The sequence below is a fragment of the Chlorobaculum sp. 24CR genome, from assembly GCF_004118635.1.
In the GTDB taxonomy this organism is placed as follows: domain Bacteria; phylum Bacteroidota; class Chlorobiia; order Chlorobiales; family Chlorobiaceae; genus Chlorobaculum.
On record NZ_SDGU01000040.1, the window covers coordinates 1 to 18826 of the forward strand.

Here is an 18826-nt window from a genome sequence, read left to right on the forward strand (position 1 = left end):
CAAAGAGGCGACGATTAACTGGCGCTTTACCACGACGGATTCAAGAATAAAACTCAAGCATCTTTATCCATCAATATAACTGTGACGTGACACTAGGGACATGTCTTCGAGATCGTCGAGATGCTCAATGATGGCCTCACGAATGTAGCAGGTCTTGCTTCGGCCAGTTCTTTTAGCCAGAATATCAAGCCGTTGTCCCACGCTTTTCGGAATGCGGATTCCGATCATCTGGCCTGCCTTTTCTTTTTCCATATCCCTCGCGATACATATTGTACAATGGCAGTACATGTTATACAAAAACACGAGATCGTCAAAATCAATCACCGGAAGCCTCTCACCCCCTCCCTCACGCGCGCGCGCAGCCACATGCCGCCGAGCATCACGAGCAGGTTTACCGCGCCGACAATGATGAAGGGGGCTTTGGGACTCATGCCGTCGAACAGGCGGCCTCCGGCGATGAAAAGAATGCTGGCGCTCAATGCGGTGTTTTCGAGTGTGCCCCCCCCCTTCGACTTCGCCCGCATCTCGCAAAAGTAAAAAATCGAACACCTCGCTATAGGTTGTCAAAAAAATCAAGTATCATTGCATGTTTACACCATTTCACAGCTTTATCAACCCCGTTGGAAAAACACGCCGCTTGCCATGACTGACGAGCAGATCGACACTATCGATAAACAGCGCGCGCCATCGCCTGGAGCGGACGGCGAGACCTCGTTCTTGATGGTGTTCCGAAACCATGCGGCGGTGATGCTGCTTGTCGATACTGAATCGGGCGGCATTGTCGATGCTAACCCGGCGGCGGCGGAGTTTTACGGCTGGCCGGTCGAGCGGTTCCTGTCGATGAACATGCGCGACATCGACGCGCCGTCGTGGACGCGGGATGAGGCGTGGCTGAAAGAGCTCGCAACCAGGGAGCATGGGCGTTTCGTCTCCATGCACCGCCGGGCCGATGGCTCGCTCCGTTTTGTGGAGGTGTGCCATGGCGTGACGCGGCTGCATGGCATAACCGCGCTCCTTTGCATCGTGCAGGACAACAGCGAGCGACAGTACTTCGAGGCGCTGACGGCGTTCCGGCTCCGGCTGCTTGAAATGGTGGAGAGCGCTTCGACCGAGGAGCTGCTCACCTTCACGCTCGACGAGGCCGAACATTTGACCGGCAGTACACTCGGCTTTTTCAATTTCGTCTCGAACGACCAGACAATCTTCCGGCACGCCTGCTCCAGCAACGCCAAAACCGATAACTGCGGCCATGCCGAGCATCCCTCGGTGATCGACTTTGGCGTATCGACAGACGTAATCAGCGAAAAACAGGCCGTAATCCACAACGATCACGCCACGCTCAGACACTGCAACTGCAAATTCTCGCCTCACCACAAGGCCCTGCGAGAGCTGATTGTGCCGATCATCCGCAACGGCAAGGTGATGGCGACCCTCGAAATCGGCAACAAGCCGGTCGGTTACGACGCAGAAGACATCCGCCTGGTGAGCATGCTGACCGGCCTGGCCTGGGACATCATCGCCAAAAAGTATGCCGAGGAGTCGGAGCAGAAGATGCAGGAGGCAATGCAGCACACCCAGAAAATGGAGCTGATCGGACGGCTTGCCGGCGGCATCGCGCACGACATCAACAATGTGCTCACGGCGATTCTGGGCCATGCCGAAATCGTCATCGACAACATGGGCGGCAGCAGCCCGTATGCCGAAAACCTGCTGAACATCCGTGACTCGACGATGCGCGCAGCCAACCTGATTCACCAGTTACTGGCCTTCGCGCGCAAGCAGACCATCCAACCCGAAGTGCTGCTTCTCGATGCGGCGCTCGACACGGAGATGCCGATGCTGCAAGAGCTGGCGGGCGAAGAGGTGCAGCTCAGGTGGCGACCCGGCGCTCCCGATGCGCGCCTGTTCCTCGACCCCTCCCAGCTCGACCAGATCATGACGAACCTCTGCGCCAACTCGCGCGACGCCATGAACGGCCACGGCTCGGTGACGGTCGAAACCTCGGTGGTCAGCGTGGAACCTTCCGACTGTTTCGCGGGCCACCCCTGCCAGACGCCGGGCGATTTTGCCGCAATTTCAGTGACCGATACAGGATACGGCATAGACGAGAACGTACTGCCGCACATCTTTGAACCCTTTTTCACCACCAAGGAGGTTGGCAAAGGTACCGGCATGGGACTTTCGACCGTTTACGGCATCGTCAAGCAGAACAAGGGATTCCTCGACTGCCAGAGCGTTCCGGGCAAGGGTGCCTGTTTCACGCTCTATCTGCCCCTGTTCAAGGCTGATGCGAGCGAGTCCGGCGCGAAGCTCCCGGACGCTACGGACAACCATGACAGGCGAAAAACGATCTTGCTGGTCGATGACAATCAGGCCATCGTTCAGGTCATCAAATCCCTGCTTGAAAAAAACGGTTACGTGGTACTCCCGGCAATAACGCCGGAGGAGGCGATCAGAATCGGAACGGAGCCGGGCAGAAGCGTCGATCTGCTGCTGACCGATGTGGTTATGCCGGAGATGGATGGAAAAGAGCTTTCAGCAAAGCTGCTCGCCATTTGCCCTGACCTGAAAACACTCTTCATGTCCGGGTACAACATAGATATGACCGATCTTGACTGCGCTCATGGAAACGGCACGCACTTCATCCGCAAGCCATTCAGAATCAACGAGTTAACCAGCATGATAAGCACCATCCTCGCCTGAGCCGGATCGGTCTGACAGGTCAGATAAAAACAACGATTTCGATTGATAGAGACACAACACAAAAGGCCCGCTTGCGCAGGCCTTTTGTGTTGTCATGGACAATCGGGCGATCAGTACATTCCGCCCATGCCGCCCATGCCGCCAGGAGGCATTGCAGGCATGTCGGCCTTGTCTTCCTTGATGTCGGTGATGGCTGCCTCGGTGGTGAGGAGAATGCTGGCGACCGATGCTGCGTTCTCAAGCGCGCTGCGGGTCACTTTGGTCGGATCGACCACGCCGGCTTCCACCAGGTTCTCGTACTGCTCGGTGCGTGCGTTGAAGCCAAAATCGCCTTCACCGCTGCGGACTTTTTCGAGGACGACAGCGCCATCGGTCGTGCCGGTGTTGGCAACGATCTGGCGGAGCGGCTCTTCGAGCGCGCGGCGGATGATGTCGATACCGGTCTTCTGGTCTTCGTTGTCGGCCAGGGCATTGGCGAGACCCTTGATGGCGCGGATCAGGGCAACGCCGCCACCGACCACGATGCCTTCCTGAACGGCTGCGCGGGTTGCGTGCAGCGCATCCTCGACGCGGGCTTTCTTCTCTTTCATTTCGACTTCGGTCGATGCGCCGATGTTGAGCACGGCCACGCCGCCGGAGAGCTTGGCGAGGCGCTCCTGGAGCTTCTCGGTATCATACTCGGAGGTCGATTTGTCGATCTGACTCTTGATCTCGGCGATGCGGGCTTTGATCTCTTCCTGCTTGCCTTTGCCTTCAACGATGGTGGTGTTGTCCTTGTCGATGTTGACGCGGGCGGCCTGGCCGAGGTAGGCCATCGTGGCGTTTTCGAGCTTGTAGCCCTTCTCTTCCGAGATGACGGTGCCACCGGTGAGGATGGAGATGTCTTCGAGCATGGCCTTGCGGCGATCACCGAAACCGGGAGCCTTGACGGCGGCGACTTTCAGCGTACCGCGCAGTTTGTTGACCACGAGGGTAGCCAGCGCTTCGCCTTCGATGTCCTCGGCGATGATGAGCAGCGGACGGCCCGACTGGGCGGCTTTTTCGAGGATCGGAAGCAGCTCTTTCATGTTGCTGATCTTCTTGTCGTAGATCAGGATGAGCGCCTCTTCGAGTTCGGCTTCCATGGTCTCCGGGTTGGTCACGAAGTAGGGAGAGAGGTAGCCGCGGTCGAACTGCATACCTTCGACGACCTTCAGCTCGGTCTCCATGCCCTTGGCCTCTTCGACGGTGATGACGCCATCTTTGCCGACTTTATCCATCGCATCGGCAATCAGCTCGCCGATTTCAGGATCGTTGTTGGCGGAGATGGTGCCGACCTGGGCGATCTCTTTTTTGCTGGAGATGGTGCGGCTGATGGCGCGAAGCTCGGCGACAACCTCTTTAACGGCGCGGTCGATGCCACGCTTCAGGTCGATCGGGCGAGCGCCGGCTGCGACGTTTTTCAGGCCTTCGCGGTAGATGGCCTGCGCGAGCACGGTAGCGGTGGTGGTGCCGTCACCAGCAACATCGCTGGTCTTGGAAGCCACTTCGCGAACCATCTGGGCGCCCATGTTCTCGACAGCGTCTTCGAGCTCGATCTCTTTGGCGACGGTAACGCCGTCTTTGGTGGAGGTCGGAGCGCCGAATTTTTTGTCGATGAGGACGTTGCGACCGGCTGGGCCAAGCGTGACTTTCACGGCGTTGGCGAGTTTATCGACGCCGACCTTGAGTTTGGCGCGAGCGTCGGAATCAAAGAGAATATCTTTAGCAGTCATTGTAAAGCGTTCCTCCTTAAGGAATTAAAAAAGATTGTGAATTGATCAGCCAAGAATCGCGAAAATATCGGACTCACGCATGATGAGGTAGTCCTCACCCTCGACCTGCACTTCGGTGCCGGAGTATTTGCCGTACAGCACTTTGTCGCCAGCCTTCACCTGCATCTGGACAAGCTGGCCGCTGTCGGCAACCTTGCCTTCGCCGACGGCGACAACCTCGCCATACTGCGGCTTCTCCTTGCCGGTGTCGGGAATGTAGAGGCCTCCCTTGGTTTTTTCCTCAGCCTGCGCGGGCTTAACAATAACTCGATCAGCTAATGGTTTCAAGTTCATTGTCTTCTTTCTCGTTTGGGTTGGTTAAATGGATCGATTGTGTCTCCTGAAGTCAGAAACTGCCAGAACACAGGGTTCATCTGGCATTAGCACTCAACAGGTGAGAGTGCTAACAGCGGCTTAATTATAAAAAAAGATTTCCGGACATCAAATATTTTTTTATTGTAAAGCACTGCAAGAGCCCCTGAAACCAGAGCTTCGATTATGAGTTCAACGGATCGTAACAATAGAGGCCCCGAGGTACTCGAGACTGTCGGCAAGGTTGCCCTGGAAAAACTGGAGAGCCTGGCCTCGAAAATCAGAGACGGCATCTCGACGGAGGCCGACAGGGCTAACCACGAGATTCTGCGCGAAATCGTGGCCCTCGCCATGAACCGCGTGTCTGTGCAACAGAACGAGTCCGCCGTTGAAAAAGGCGACGACGCCTGGACCGAGCGCACCGAATCGCACTACCCCCACATCCGCCTTCACGGCGGCGCACTGGAGGACGATCCTCCGAAGATGGAGATTTGAAAGAGTTCCTCTTTCTTCAGACTCTTTTCTTATAGGACCTATAGGACTTATAAGACCTATAGGTCCTATAAGAGAAAAGACCGATGCGAAGCGCCGAGCTGTTCGACTTTACACATACCCCCGGAAGTGCCTGCCCGTGAGGGAAGCTTCGCCGCCGCGTACGCCCACCGCGCCAGGGGCGAGGTCAAGAGAGTCAAGAACCTGAGTAATAATTTTTGGATGTGATCGCTGAATATTAAGTTTCAGGCATGTGAAAAAAAATGACAGAAAATGGTTTATAAAACGGTGACTTTCGCAGCAAACACAGAACTCTTTCGCTCAATTCATCGATAGAGCTGCATCATCGACCTCGTTTCGTGCACTCTGGCCAGTTTTGTCGGGTAACGAAAGAACAGTTGACTCCGAGCGCCATGAAACAGCAAACAACAAACATTGAAAACCGTTACGGCATAGAAACCCCTCTGCGTTATTACGATCTTTTCCTGTGCCTGCATGAGCTTTTCCAGAAACAGGCGGTTCTCTATCCCGACCATCCTGCAGTAATCGACGCTGATGGGGCGCTGACTTACAGCGAGCTGAACGAACGGGCCGATCATATTGCCGACGCCCTGATACGGAAGGGCATCGCTCCCGGATCGCGCATCGGCTTGTGCGCTACCCGCTCTTGCCGAACTGTTGCCGGATTGCTCGGCATCCTGAAGGCAGGATGCGCCTGGGCGCCACTCGACCCCGCCTACCCTTCGGAACGGCTCGGCTACATCATCGATGATTCCGCCCTGTCGCAGATTCTGACGCAACAGCATTTCAGCGAAACCTTGTCGTTCTGCCCCTCATCGCTGTTGCTGCTCATCGATGATGATATGGTCGATTCATCCGCCACGGGGCCTCCGGCTCCGGTAAAAACGGCTTCCGGGGAGAGCGCTTACGTCATCTACACTTCGGGAACGACGGGCAACCCGAAAGGAGTTTGCTGTCATCACAAAGGCGTCGTCAATCTGCTCGACGATTTTCAGCAACGCCGGATGCTCGGTTCAGACGACCGGTGCAGTTGGTGGACGACGCTGAATTTCGATGTCTCCGTTTATGAAATCTTCTCCCCGCTCCTTGCCGGCGCGACGCTTCTGATTGTTCCCGACCCCGTTCGCATCGACAGCTCCGCACTCATGGAGTGGCTGCATCTCAACCATGTCACCAGTACCTATCTGCCGCCCATGATGGTCGCGGACCTGGCGGAATGGGCACGGCAGCGCCCCGGCGAAAGCCGCCTGCGCCGTTTGCTGACGGGAGTCGAACCCATCCCTTCAAAAGTTTTGCTGCGATTGCAGCGCTCTCTTCCCGAACTGACCATCATCAACGGTTACGGCCCGACCGAAACCACGATCTGCGCAACGCTCTTTACCCCCGACCCCGACACGCTTCTCGACGAAACCGCACCTATCGGAAAAGCGGTTCAGAACATGCATATCTCGCTTCTCGACGAAAACGGCAATCCGGTTGCCAATGGCCAAACCGGCGAAATACATATCGGCGGCGTCGGCGTTTCAAGCGGGTACCTGAACCGCCCGGAACTCAATGAAGCGCTTTTTGTCCCCGACCCGGCTCACCGGAATGAGGGGTGCCGCATGTATCGTACCGGCGATCTGGCTTTTGCGCTTCCGGACGGCGAGCTTGTCTTTGCGGGCAGAAAAGACGCCCAGTTCAAGTTCATGGGGTACAGGATCGAGCCTGGCGAAATCGAAGCTGTCCTGAAACGTCATGATGGCGTCCGCGATGCCGTGGTCATACTTCGCGAAGACGAACCCGGCTCAAAAAAACTGGTCGCGTATTGCGTCGCCGAGCCGTCCGGCAAGCTCAAGCCGAAGGCGCTTCATGCGTTCGCGGAAGGTGCGCTGCCGGCATATATGATTCCCGGCGCTTTTGTGTTCGTCTCAGAAATTCCGATGACGCCCAATGGCAAAACGGACAGAAAGGCATTGCCTCCTCCGGCGAGATCCGACTATGTGCAGGAGGAAACGGCAATATTGGCCGCTCCCGGAAGCTCTCTGGAGCAGGAGCTTTCCGCTGTATTTGCCAAAATTCTCGGCATGACCGCCGTTGGGGTCGATGACAACTTCTTCTCGTTCGGCGGCCATTCGCTCATGGCGACCAGTCTCTGTTCGCAGATACGAAATCGCTGGAATGTCGATATACCCCTCGCCTTCGTTTTTGAAAATCCGACGGTAAAGCAGATTGCCAAAGAGATCGCCCGGAAGGAAAAAACGCTCGACCTCACCGACGCCATCACACCATCTGAAGCCGGGCGCTCGATTTTTCCCGCCTCATTGATCCAGAAGGGCATCTGGCTCATGCTCCAGTATCAGGAGGAGGGAACGCTGTTCAACATTCCGGTCGTCGTCCGTTTTGCCGGCCCCTTGCACGCAGGGCATCTTGCAAAAGCATTTGATTTTCTGATCACCCGGCACGACTCGCTGCGCACCGTCTTTGAAATCGTGGACGAGGAGCTTGTCCAAAAAGTGCTGCCATCCATGGCCGTTAAAATGACGGTCGAAAATCTTTCGGATTATCCCCCGGACAAACAGTCCGCCGAGCTTGAAAAAATCCGGATAAAAGAGGGGCGACACCAGTTCACGCTTGAAACCGGACCTCTGCTGAAGCTTCATCTGGTCATCGTGGGCGAAAACGAGTTTCAGTTGTTTCTGACCTTTCATCACCTGATCATCGATGGCTGGGGCGCATCGCTCTTTTTCAGGGAGCTGGCCGTTGCCTGCGAAGCCTTTGCCGGAGGAACAACTCCCGTTCTGCCTGACAAAAAAATATCGTATGGCGATTTTTCCCTGTGGCAGCGCGAACGGCTACAAAACGGCCTGCTCAGAGAGCAGATTCAGTACTGGATCGATCGGTTGAAGGGAGCCTCTTTCATACAGAATATTCCATACGATTACTCGAAACCATCGACCAGCGCATTTTCGGGCGCGAGGAGCTGGTTTACGATTCCTTCGGAAAGAACAGCCTCAATCAGCGACTATTGCAAGCAGAACCGTTGCACGCTGTTCATGTATCTGATGACGGCTTTTCAGATGCTGATCCGCAGATATACTGGCGCGAGCGATATCGTCACCGGAACGACCATTGCTAACCGCAACCATCCGGACACCGAATCGATCGTTGGCCTGATAGCCAACACTCTGGCGATCAGAACCGACTTCACCGGCGATCCCGCTTTTCCGGAACTGCTCATGCAGGTCAGGAAAGCCTCCCTTGAGGCATTCGACCATCAGGACGCGCCGTTTGAACTTGTGGTTGAAAACATTGTCAGGCAGCATGGAAGAGACCATCATCCGGTTCTTCAGAATCTGTTCATTTTGCAGAACACGCCCGAAGCGAATTTCCATGCGGGTGACATTGCGTTCACCTACGAAGAGATTGGAAACGAAACGGCCAAAATCGATCTGTTGCTCAATGCCGAGCTCAGAAACGGAGCCATCGTCTGCTGGATCGAATACAATACCGGTCTGTTTCATGCCGATACCATCGAAAGAGTCGTCAGGGATTATCTCTGGATTGCAAGTCATGCCATCCATGAAAACAGCGCTCCGGTTTCGTCCTGGCCTCTGCCCTCCATACCGGAAACCGATCTCTATGCCGGTAATGAAAAAGCGCCGGATGTCTGTTGCTGCCATCACCTTTTTGAGCGCCGGGCCGAACTGACGCCGACGCAGATCGCTGTTCGCAGCGACAACGCATCCCTGAGCTTCCGGGAGCTCAATGAACAGGCCAACCAACTAGCCCGTCTGCTCATGCAGCGAGGAGTCGGAGCCAACACTCCCGTTGGCCTGTGCCTGCAACGAAACCTCCGCATGGTTGTCGGAATACTCGGTATTCTGAAAGCTGGAGGATGCTATGTGCCTCTCGACAGTCACTACCCCGAAGAGCGCATTCAGTATATGGCGCGCGACTCCGGAATCAGGCTCGCGATTACCGACGAACTCTCGGCCCATGCCTTGGCGTTCGACGAAAACCTCGATCTGCTCTTCCTCGACAGAATGCCCGATACCTCGGCGGCGCCTTCATCCGGCAGCGACAATCCGGTTTCGCGGTCAGGCCCCGAAGATACAGCCTACATCATGTACACCTCCGGTACGTCTGGAGAGCCGAAAGGGATCATCGTGCCCCACCGTGGCGTGACCAATCTTGCCGTTTCGGCGGCAGAGACTTACGGCGTTACCGGCAGAGACACGGTGCTTCAGTTTTTTTCAGTGAGTTTCGACGGATCGGTCGAAGAGATATTCATGACCCTCGCCGCCGGAGCAACGCTGCTCATCCGGACATTCGACACCGCAATCACGGTGCCCGATTTCCTTGCATACATCGAAGAGCAAACTATTTCGGTCATCGATCTTCCGACCGCGTTCTGGAAAGAGCTCGTTCACGGAGTTTCGGTAAACGCTGCGAGGATACCGGATTGTCTCGAAACCGTCATCATTGGCGGAGAACAGGCGTCGGCTCAGGATTTCCGAAAATGGCGTCAGGCGTGCCAAGGCAAGGTCAGGGTAATAAATTCTTACGGGCCAACCGAGTGCACGGTTGTTTCGGTCTGCTGCGATCCTGAAAAGATCGCCTGTTCCTATGATGAAAACCGGGGACTCCCCATCGGAAAACCTGTCGCCGGCACACAGCTCTTTGTTGTCGATGAACATCTGCGGCGGGTTCCTTACGGAATGCCCGGCGAACTGCTCATCGGAGGCGCCGGAGTGGCAAAGGGCTATATCAATCTTCCCGAATTGACCTCCGAGCGCTTCATTGTCAACCCTTTTCACGAACAGATGCCGCACGGGCGGCTGTACCGGACGGGAGACATCGTCCGCTCTCTTCCGGACGGCAACCTCCAGTTTCTTGGCAGAAAAGACAAGCAGGTAAAAATCAGGGGTTTCAGAATCGAACCTGGCGAGATCGAATCGCGGCTCAACCAGCATGAACAGATCAGGCAATCAGCCGTCATCGATCTGAAAAACAATCAGGAAAAAACCGTTCTGGCCGCCTACTTCGTGTCGGAAAACAACGCTCCGGCCGCTTCGGAGTTACGCCACTATCTGGCGCAAAAAATGCCTGAGTACATGGTGCCCTCTTACTTTGTTCCGATCGAAAAAATTCCGCTGCTGCCCAACGGCAAGATCGACAGAAACGCACTCCCCCCACCCGATACCGCGCCAGAAAGAAGCAGGCCCTGCGCCGCGCCGGAAAACGACCAAGAGAGGGCGCTCGTCGAAATCTGGCAGGAGGTGCTCGGCGTGCGTCCGGTGGGAATCGACGACAATTTTTTCGACCTCGGCGGCCACTCCCTTTTGGCGGTGAGATTGTGCTCGCAGATTCAGAAAAAAATGAACCGGAAGGTGACTCTTTCCGGACTTTTTCAGAGCCTGACGATAAAAAAACTTGCCCGAACATTCAGCAACGAGGAGTCGATCACCGAATTGTCTCCCGCCGTCTGCATACACGCCGTCGATTCCGGGAGATCGCTTCCGCCACTGTTTTTCATTCATATTCTCGGTACCGGCCTGAAGTTCTGCCGACCCATCGTCAGGCGCCTCTCCCCGGAATTGCCGGTTTACGGACTCTCCATTCATCTGCTCGAAGCGTATCCATCCGAAGGATTCAGCGCCGAGAAGCTGGCAAAGCACTATGTCCGCGAGGTCAGAAAGATTCAGCCGAAAGGCCCCTATCTGCTGGCCGGCATCTCTTTTGGAGGCATCATCGCTTTCGAGATGACCAGGGAGCTGACCCAAGCCGGAGAAACTGTCGCTCTGACAGCACTCATCGACACCAATCTGCCCGGAGCGTTTCGCGCGCCGTCAGGAAAAGAGAAAATCGGCAGTCATCGTGAAAAATTCAGAGCGGAGGGAATCGCCTATCTCTTTGGCAAATTCGGGGAGGTGCTGAAATACAAATGGTTTGATTTCGTCGATGAGTGTAACCTGCTCTATTCTCGACTCCAGTTACGCTTTTACACCCTTCGGGCAGGCGGCGCCCTTCCGGTTCATCTCAAGGAGTTCACGGCCAACAATCAGAACGAGGATGCCCTGCGCCGCTATCAGCCAAGCCCGTGCGACAGCAGCGTCACCCTGTTCAAAAGTAAGGAACGGTTCTACGATGACAACGTTTTTTCCGGCCCTCAATTTGGATGGGGAGCGATTGCGACAGGAGGCGTCGAAATTATCGATTGTCCGGGCGATCACTTCGGCATGCTTGCGGAGCCTCATGTCGGAACACTGGCAATGAAGCTGATGCAGTCCATTGAAAAAAGCCTGAAAAAGAAGAAGCCGGTTCCAGAAACGGCAAAAGAGGAGATTGTCATCCGGAGTGCCGAAACAGGAGACCGCCTGCTCTTCAGGGATATTTCACTCCGTTCGATCAGAGAGTCCCCCGATGCTTTTGTGGCCACCCTCGATCAGGTTCAGAACGAACCGCTGGACTATTGGGAGCAACTGTTCGATTTCATCATCGACTCCCCGCTCGACAACATGTTTCTGGCCTTTCTCGGCCAGAGATGCCTCGGTTTTACCGCCGCGAGAATCGACGCGAACGATCCGGCTCTATCCGAACTGCGCTGGATGTGGGTTGACCGCGACTTCAGGGGAAAAGGAGTCGGCGTTCGTCTGCTCGACAAAGCCACCGAATGGACGGATTCACGAGGCTCCCGGAAAATGGAGCTTTGGGTGTCCGAAACCCAGAAAGCTGCCATTCGGCTCTACGCATCGAAGGGCTTCGTCGAAACAGGAGAGAGCGGCTTTTTGCGTCCGGGGTCTCCGTTGCGCGCAAGAAAAATGGTTTACCAAACTCAAGGGTGCCGCTAAAAAGTGTCATGAGCGATCAGGGCGCAAGGCTGCGCGCTGGAGGACGATCCTCCGAAGATGGAGATTTGAAAGGGTGAGGCGCTTGAAAGGGGTCCTCTTTCTTCAGACTCTTTTCCTATAGGACCTATAAGACCTATAAGTCCTATAAGAAGAAAGACCGATGCGAAGCGCCGCGCTGTTCGACTTCACACATACCCCCGCAAATGCCTGCCCGTGAGGGAAGCTTCGCAGGCGGCGATCTGTTCCGGCGTTCCAACCGCTACCACTTCGCCGCCGCGCACGCCTGCGCCGGGGCCGAGGTCGATGATCCAGTCGGCTTGCTTGATGATGTCGGGGTTGTGCTCGATGATAACCAGCGTGTTACCGCGCGCCAAGAGCTCCTCGAAGCAGCGCACGAGTTTGGAGATGTCGTCGAAGTGCAGGCCGGTGGTGGGTTCATCGAAGATGAAGAGCGTGTTGCTCACGTCGGAGCGCGAAATGAAGTGCGCGAGCTTGAGCCGCTGCGCCTCGCCGCCGGAGAGGGTGCTGGAGGACTGGCCGAGGCGGATGTACTCCAGACCGACATCCTGCAAGACCTGGAGCTTTTTCCGGATCGACTTCTCCGGCCCGAAAAAGGTGATCGCCTCCTCGACGGTCAGGTCGAGCACCTCGGCGATGGAGAGGCCGTTGTACTTCACCTCCAGCGTCGAGGCCTTGTAGCGCTTGCCCTCGCACTCCTCGCACACCGCCTCGATGTCGGCCAGGAACTGCATCTCGATCTTCACCGTGCCTTCGCCCGCGCAGGTTTCGCAGCGCCCGCCGGGGATGTTGAACGAGAAGTAGCCGGGCTTCCACTTGCGGGCTTTGCTCTCGCGGGTCGCAGCGAAGAGCTGGCGTATGTCGTCAAAAATTTTCAGGTAGGTCGCCGGATTGCTGCGGCTCGATTTGCCGATGGGCGACTGATCGACATGCTCGACATGCTCGATCAGCTCGATGCCCGAAATGGCGCGGTGCGTACCCACCCTCTCCCGCGAACCCTCTTTTTCGCGGATGATGCCGAGCTTGAGAATGTCGTTGACCAGCGTCGATTTGCCCGAACCGCTCACGCCGGTGATGCAGGTCATGACGCCAAGCGGGAACTTGACGTCGATGTTGCGCAGGTTGTTCTGCATCGCGCCGGTGATTTCGATGCAGCGCGAAAAGTCCGGCTTGCGCCGTTCGGCGGGCACGGCGATCTGCTTGCGGCCCGCGAGGTAGTCGGCGGTCAGCGAACCTTCGGCTCCGGCCATTGCCGAGGGCGGGCCGTGGAACACCACCTCGCCGCCGAGCCTTCCGGCGCGCGGGCCGAGGTCGATCACCTCGTCGGCAGCCTCGATGATTTCACGGTCGTGCTCGACCACCACCACCGTGTTGCCGAGGTCGCGCAGCCGCTTGAGCAGCGCCACGAGCCGCGCCGAGTCGCTCTGGTGCAGGCCGATGCTCGGCTCGTCGAGAATGTAGATCGCCCCCACCAGCGGCGAGCCGAGCGAGGTCGAAAGGTTGATGCGCTGGAACTCGCCGCCACTCAGCGTATGGGTCAGCCGATCGAGCGTCAGGTAGTCGAGACCGACATCCATCAGGTAGCCGATGCGCTTGTCGATTTCGCGCAGCACCGAGTCGGCCACGGAGCGGTCGAAGGGCGAAATTTCGAGCGCGGCGAAAAAGGCCTGCGCGTCGGCGATGGTCATGCGCACGACTTCGCCGATATTCCTGCCGGAGACCCGCACCTGCAAGGCGTCGGGATTGAGCCGCGCCCCCTCGCACTCCGGGCAGGTAGCGTAGCCCCGGTAGCGACTCAGGAAGACGCGGTAGTGCACCTTGTAACCCGCGTCCTTTTCGATCTCATCGAAAAATGGACGCACGCCCTTGAAGCTCCGCTCCGGAATCCCCTTCCAGACCATTTCGCGATGCAGGCGGCTCAACTTTTCGTACGGCGCATCGACCGGAATACCCACATCGGGCGCGATTTTCAGCAACTGCCTGCGGTACCACGAATACTTCTCGGAGTTCCAGCACGAAATCGCCCCCTCCTTGAGCGAAAGCGACTTGTCGGGAATCACCGCATCCTCGTCGATGCCCGCGATCCGCCCGAACCCCTGGCACGCCGTGCAGGCTCCGATGGGCGAGTTGAAAGCGAAGAGCTGCGGCGACGGCTCCTGATAGAGCAGACCATTGAGTTCCAGCCGGTCGCTGAAGCGGAACTCCTTGCCTCCAGCAACGCGGATGACCGCCTGGCCGCTCGACTCGGCGAAGCAGGTCTCGGCGGCCTGCGCGACGCGGCTGTAGATCTTCTCATCCTTTTTGGCCACGAACCGGTCAACCAGCACGAGCAGCTTCGCGAGCTCGTCGCGCTTGAGCTTTTCGACTCCGGCGCGAGACTTCTCGTCCGAAATATCGAGGACGCTCTCATCTTTCAGCAGCCTGAAAAATCCCTTCTGCAACAGATTTTTCAGCTCGTCCGACACCGAGCGATCCTTGTTGCGCAGATCGTGATGGCTCGGAAAGGGAAAGCCGACGTAAAAGCGCGTACCGTCGTCGAAAAATCGCGCCTGCAAACTCACATCTTCCGGCGTGTGTTTCAGCACCAGCTCGCCGGTGTCGCGAGAGTAGATTTTGCCGATGCGCGCGTAGAGCAGCCGCAGATAGTCGTAGATTTCCGAGACGGTGCCGACCGTCGAGCGCGGATTTTTCGGGATCGCCTTCTGCTCGATGGCAATGGCTGGCGCGATCCCCTCGACCGTCTCGATCTCCGGCTTGGGCATCCGTTCGAGGAACTGCCGCACGTAGGCCGAGAGCGACTCGACGTAGCGCCGGTGCCCCTCGGCGTAGAGCGTGTCGAACGCCAGGCTCGACTTGCCGGAGCCGCTCAGGCCGGTCAGCACGACGAATTTGTTCCGAGGAATGCGGACGGAGACATGCTTGAGGTTGTGCGTCGAAACGCCGCCAAGCACGATGTCCGGAAGCCGGTTTTCAGCGCCGTTTTCAGGAGTGGATGTTGCGTTCGTTTCCGGAAGTTGCGCGTTGGGGGTCTCGGTGGATGACATGAAATGCGGTGATAACTTGCTTGCTGTAAACGGATAACCGGAAATCAGGCGCATGGCGGAGCGCCGACGCTCTCACCGGCCATCCATGCGGCTGTCAGATAATAAACGAAACAATCTCCGTTTGGCGGAACAGGATGCCGAAAAATTGCGCAATCACGGAAGTTTACCGGTATTTGTCGAGCAGCATGGCGACGGTCGTTTCGGCCAGGAGATCGTGGATTCTTTTCTGGAGGTTGAACATGTAGCCTTTGTGGGTGCAGCTCGTCTCGATTTCGCACTGGCAATCATCGCCGGAGCAGCGCATCAGGTGCGGCTCGCCCTCGATGGCCACGCCGATGTCGCCAACGGTGATCTCTCCGGGAACCTTGGCGAGCGTATAGCCGCCCTTGACCCCCTGCACCGACCGGGTGATGCCCGCCTTGTTCAGGCTCTGCATCGCCTTGGCGAGGAACACTTGGGAAAAGCCGATTTCGACGGCCAGCTCCTTGACCGTCACCACCCGCTCGGGGCCTTTCATGGCCAGGTAGGTCACAGCGTGCAGGCCGTATTCAAATTTTCTGGATACTTGCAGCATAAGCGAAAAGAGGAGTGATGGGAAAACAGGATAAACCCGCACCTGTTTCAGGAAATTCCCCGATCCACCTTTATTCTTTCGGACTTCGGATTATATTTTATCAGCATTGCAATCATATCAATCGCCTTTGACCGGCACAGTTCCTACCCGACGCATGAAAACACCATCGCAAGACCGCTGGTTCATCTGGCAGCTCTCCGAAGAGATCGAAGCAAAAATACGCTATCGCGAATACGGCCCGGAGGAGGCCCGAAATACGCCGCTGCTCTTCATCCACGGCTACGGTGGCATGATCGAGCACTGGAGCGACAACATCCCTTCGTTCAGCGACCGCTACCGGATTTACGCCATGGATCTGATCGGCTTCGGCCAGTCCGGCAAGCCAAACGTGCGCTACAGCCTGGCGCTCTTCGCGGCGCAGATCAAGGCGTTCATGCATCTGAAAAAGCTGGAAAAGGTTATTCTGGTGGGTCACTCGATGGGCGCGGCCAGCAGCATCATCTACGCGCATCACAATCCGGAAAGCGTCCGGGCGCTCGTCTTGGCCAATCCATCCGGCCTGTATGGCGACAGCATGGATGGCATGGCCAAGGTCTTCTTCGGGCTGGTCGGCTCGCCGCTGATCGGCGAAATGCTCTTTGCGGCCTTCGCCAATCCGGTCGGCGTCAGCCAGAGCCTCACCCCGACCTACTTCAACCAGAAAAAGGTCGATCTCGGCCTCATCAACCAGTTCTCGCGCCCGTTGCAGGATCGCGGGGCGATGTTCTCGTACCTGTCGCCCTCGAAACGGCCGCAAGACTTTCTGCTCGACGGCCTCAAGCCCTGCAACTACAAGGGCGACGCCTGGCTGCTCTGGGGCGCGGAAGACACCGCCCTGCCGCCGCACAAGATCATTCCGGAGTTTCAGGAGCTGCTTCCGCAGGCGGGCGCCTACATCATTCCCAAAGCGGGCCACTGCATCCACCACGACGCGCACGAGCACTTCAACGCACGGCTCGCGCAGCTTCTCCTCCAACTGGAGTGAAGCTGAGAATTAGGGTCTGCTGAATAATGGTTAAATTGTTTTATGGTAATGAATTAAGTGGTATTTTTCGTATCTTGAATGCAAGGAAAAGCCTGAAAAAGCCCCAAAAACCCTGCACCTCGATACCGCCGATTCATGTACCAGCCGAAGTTTCAGCAGCTCACGTTCGAAAATTTCCATCTGCCGTTTGGTGGTAAACTCGATCCGGAAAACCGGTGGGTGAAGCTCGCCGACGTAATTCCCTGGCACGTCGCCGAGACGATGTATGCCAAAAACTTCATGTCGAAACGGGGCGCTCCTGCACTGACGGTTCGCATGGCGCTGGGATCCTTGATTATCAAGGAGAAGCTCGGCCTTTCGGATATCGAGACGGTCGAACAGATCAAGGAGAACCCGTATCTCCAGTTCTTTATCGGTCTTGAAACGTACCAGCATGCAGCGCCCTTCGATGCCTCGATGCTGACCCACTTTCGGAAGCGGCTGAAGCATACCGATCTGGCCGCGTTGCAGGAGGAACTCCTGCAACGCCATCTGGCTGAAGAGCGCAGGAAGGCTGAGGAAAGGAACCAGAATGACGACGGAGACGGTGGTTCCGGCAACAAGGGCAAACTCATCGTTGATGCCACCTGTGCTCCGGCAGACATCGCCTATCCGACCGATATTGGTCTGCTCAACGAAGCACGGGAAAAGACCGAGAAAATCATCGACCAGTTGTGTGCCAATGCTCCGCAGGAGTTGGGCAAGCCGAGGACGTATCGCAAGAAGGCCAGGAAAGCGTTTCTCTCGGCAATCATGAAGCGGAACCTGTCGAAAAAAGCGCTTCGTCGAGCCATTCGCCAGCAGTTGCAGTACATCGGTCGAAACCTGAAGCATATCGAAGCGCTCAGCGCCGTTGTACCGCTGACGGTTTTGGCGACGCGCTGGTATCGCGACCTGCTGGTGATCGATGAGCTGTATCGGCAGCAACAGGAAATGTACAAGAGTGACAGGAAGAGCATCAGCGATCGAATCGTCAGCATCAGCCAGCCCCATGTCAGGCCGATCGTACGGGGCAAGGCCGCAGCCAGGACGGAGTTCGGCATGAAGCTCTCCATTAGCGTCGTCGACGGCATCAGCCTGCCGGAACGGATGAGCTGGAACGCCTACAACGAAGGCTGCGACTTGGTGCGGGATATCGAGCGATATCGCAAGCGCTACGGGCACTATCCCGAATCAGTCCATGCCGACAAGATCTACCGGACGCTGGCCAACCGGATGTGGTGCAAGGCACGAGGAATCCGGCTGAGCGGCGTGCCGCTCGGTCGGCCCCCGAAGGATGTTGAGAAGAACCGGGCCCGCCGACGGCAGATCAGGGAAGACGAAGGAGTCCGGAATGCAGTCGAAGGCATGTTCGGTAAGGCGAAGCGCCGATACGGGCTGGGCCGGGTAATGGCGAGGCTTGCCGAGAGCAGTCTGAGTGTGGTCTCGATCACGTTCCTCGTGATGAACTTGGACCGGCTGCTCGCCGCTCCTTTTTTGCGCCTGTTTGAATGGCTCCTTTTGGAGCTTGATGTAATCAGAAATTTGTTCGCGTACTCACCTCCCCGAGCGGCGATTGAGTGCCGCGGGGCGATGGCTTGAATTCTTCAGCAAACCCGAATTAAGGGCAAGCGGGGATTATTACTCCGGCAACAATAAATCGCAATCATCCCAAAAAGAAGAAGTTGGGCTAAAGCCATGATTTATTTTGTGTTATCCATAAACCCCGGACTGAAGTCCGGGGCAATTGTTTGACGCCTTTAATGGCCGGAGCAATAATAAGACGCTGTTACATTCAGGCGGGCTTTAGCCCGTCGGACATTTGGCTCTCTTACATTCATATTGCCCCGGCTTTCAAGCCGGGGAGAACCTGTCAGAAAAAATCCCAGGGCTTTAGCCCAATTTCTTTCTGCGGAGGCATGTGCGATTTATTGTCGCCGAAGTAATAAAGACTGCGAGAAAGCCCAGGGTTTCGATTACGGCCTTGCGGCTTT

Annotated in this window: 10 protein-coding genes and 1 pseudogene; 5 read left to right on the plus strand and 6 right to left on the minus strand. The window is 56.7% G+C overall.

Translation table 11 applies throughout. The features are described from left to right. Positions 1-84: 84 nt before the first annotated feature. Positions 85-252: pseudogene (locus EST62_RS08715) on the minus strand (TraY domain-containing protein); the annotation flags it as partial. Between the two features lie 68 nt (positions 253-320). Beyond that, complete coding sequence (locus EST62_RS08720; RefSeq protein WP_129051716.1) at positions 321-524, minus strand: hypothetical protein; 204 nt, start codon at positions 522-524, stop codon at positions 321-323. A gap of 118 nt (positions 525-642) precedes the next feature. On the opposite strand from EST62_RS08720, the gene EST62_RS08725 reads away from it, so the two are divergent. Continuing rightward, positions 643-2703 (plus strand): GAF domain-containing protein, encoded by a 2061-nt coding sequence (locus EST62_RS08725; RefSeq protein ID WP_129051717.1) that lies wholly within the window; start codon positions 643-645, stop codon positions 2701-2703. Between the two features lie 110 nt (positions 2704-2813). Here the strand turns inward: EST62_RS08725 and groL are convergent, their stop codons facing one another. Next, a complete protein-coding gene (gene groL / locus EST62_RS08730; RefSeq protein ID WP_129051718.1) occupies positions 2814-4457 on the minus strand; it encodes a chaperonin GroEL in 1644 nt (547 codons plus the stop codon). Positions 4458-4502: 45 nt separating this feature from the next. Then, a complete protein-coding gene (gene groES / locus EST62_RS08735; RefSeq protein ID WP_129051719.1) occupies positions 4503-4790 on the minus strand; it encodes a co-chaperone GroES in 288 nt (95 codons plus the stop codon). A gap of 204 nt (positions 4791-4994) precedes the next feature. Between groES and EST62_RS08740 the strand changes: the two genes are divergently transcribed. Further along, positions 4995-5303, plus strand: coding sequence for a hypothetical protein (locus EST62_RS08740; RefSeq protein WP_129051720.1), 309 nt, complete (start codon positions 4995-4997; stop codon positions 5301-5303). A gap of 410 nt (positions 5304-5713) precedes the next feature. After that, entirely contained in the window at positions 5714-12154 is a 6441-nt protein-coding gene (locus tag EST62_RS08745; protein ID WP_129051721.1) for a non-ribosomal peptide synthetase, read from the plus strand. A gap of 185 nt (positions 12155-12339) precedes the next feature. Here the strand turns inward: EST62_RS08745 and uvrA are convergent, their stop codons facing one another. Both uvrA and EST62_RS08755 read right to left on the minus strand, forming a co-directional pair. Beyond that, a complete protein-coding gene (gene uvrA, locus EST62_RS08750; RefSeq protein WP_245153563.1) occupies positions 12340-15216 on the minus strand; it encodes an excinuclease ABC subunit UvrA in 2877 nt (958 codons plus the stop codon). A 163-nt stretch (positions 15217-15379) separates the two neighbouring features. After that, positions 15380-15790, minus strand: a complete 411-nt coding sequence (locus tag EST62_RS08755) for an Rrf2 family transcriptional regulator (RefSeq protein WP_129051722.1) — start codon at positions 15788-15790, stop codon at positions 15380-15382. Between the two features lie 154 nt (positions 15791-15944). Here EST62_RS08755 and EST62_RS08760 point away from each other — a divergent pair, with 154 nt between their 5' ends. Both EST62_RS08760 and EST62_RS08765 read left to right on the plus strand, forming a co-directional pair. Beyond that, positions 15945-16814 (plus strand): alpha/beta fold hydrolase, encoded by an 870-nt coding sequence (locus tag EST62_RS08760; RefSeq protein ID WP_129051723.1) that lies wholly within the window; start codon positions 15945-15947, stop codon positions 16812-16814. Positions 16815-16949: 135 nt separating this feature from the next. Continuing rightward, the gene (locus tag EST62_RS08765; RefSeq protein ID WP_129051724.1) at positions 16950-18434 is read left to right on the plus strand and encodes an IS5 family transposase; all 1485 of its coding nucleotides are present in this window, start codon (positions 16950-16952) and stop codon (positions 18432-18434) included. Positions 18435-18826 lie beyond the last annotated feature (392 nt).